1 protein-coding gene is annotated in these 1,363 nt (G+C 62.4%); it reads left to right on the forward strand.

Annotation, left to right across the window (positions count from 1 at the left end; genetic code table 11):
- Positions 1-1,067: AlkA N-terminal domain-containing protein (locus tag AC1D1X_RS23405; protein ID WP_477699356.1), on the forward strand; the 1,067-nt coding region annotated here is incomplete at its 5' end.
- Positions 1,068-1,363: the final 296 nt, after the last annotated feature.

Below are 1,363 nucleotides of genomic sequence, written 5' to 3' on the forward strand. Positions count from 1 at the left end.
GGCTGCACACGGCCAAACAATTGCTGGCCGACACCAATCTGCCCATCACGCAGATTGCGCTGATCAGCGGTTTTGCCAGCGTGCGGCGCTTTAATGCTGCCTTTGTGGAGCACTACAAACTCAACCCCACGCAGCTTCGGCGCCAGGGCCCGGCCCGGGTCGGCGAGGTGGGCGAAGGCGTCATCGTGCGGCTGGGCTACCGCCCGCCCTATGACGTGCAGGCGATGCTGGCCTTCTTCAGCAAGCGCTGCATCAGTGCCATTGAATTCATTGACGCGGACGCTGCGCAGCCCGCTCTGGGCCGGACTTTCAGCATCGAGTCGGGCGGCAAGCTGCATGCCGGCTGGCTGCTCGCAAGCTTTGATGAAAGCCGTTCGCAGTTGGTGCTGCGCGTCAGCGATTCGCTGCGCGAAGTGTTGCCGCTGGTGATACGCCGCGTGCGCACCACCTTTGACCTGGACGCTGATCCGGCCACCATCAACAGCGTACTGCACGACAGTTTTCCCGAAGGCGACGGCCTGCGAGTGCCAGGCGCGCTGGATGGCTACGAGCTGGCGGTGCGCGCCGTGCTGGGCCAGCAGATCACCGTGGCCGCCGCGCGCACGCTGGCGCAGCGCATGGTGGACCGTTTTGGCGAACCCGTGGAAACACCGTGGCCACAGCTGACGCGCCTCTTTCCCGCCCCGGCCGTACTGGCCGCAGCCAGTGGCGATGCGCTCGGGCAACTGGGCATCGTCAGGCAGCGCCAGGCCGCCATCGTGGGAATCGCGCAGGCAGTGGCAGAAAAACGCCTTCAATTGCACAGTGGCGCCGACATCAACACGACGGTGGCTACGCTTAAAGGGTTGCCCGGCATCGGTGACTGGACGGCGCAATACATAGCCATGCGGACATTGCGCTGGCCCGATGCGTTTCCTTCAGGCGATGTGGCGCTACACAAGGCGCTGGGTGTGCAGGAAAAAAAGAACCCGGCACGGGAGGCTGAGCTGGCCTCGGATGCATGGAAACCCTGGCGCAGCTACGCGGTGATACGCGCCTGGAGCGGCACGCTCGAGCGCCCCGGCTGACGGCGCAATAGCGACAACATGCCGATTCATGCGTTCGGGGAATGAATGCAGCGCTTCGATTTCATTGGACGGTCCAGCGCCTTGGCGCGAACATCGCCGGTGAATGATCGAGCCAGTCTTTGCCCGTAAAAGAGACAAGTCAGCTTAAGCCGCCTATTCAGGCCCGAAAAAGACCTGATAAGGCAGAAACTCGAAACCATTCAAAGGTGAACAAGATGAAATTCGACAACTCCGTCGTCCAGACGACCTTCCACAGCCCCCTGGGGGAAATGATCATTGCCGCGACTGACAAAGGC

The organism is Polaromonas sp. P1_G4, from assembly GCF_056405475.1.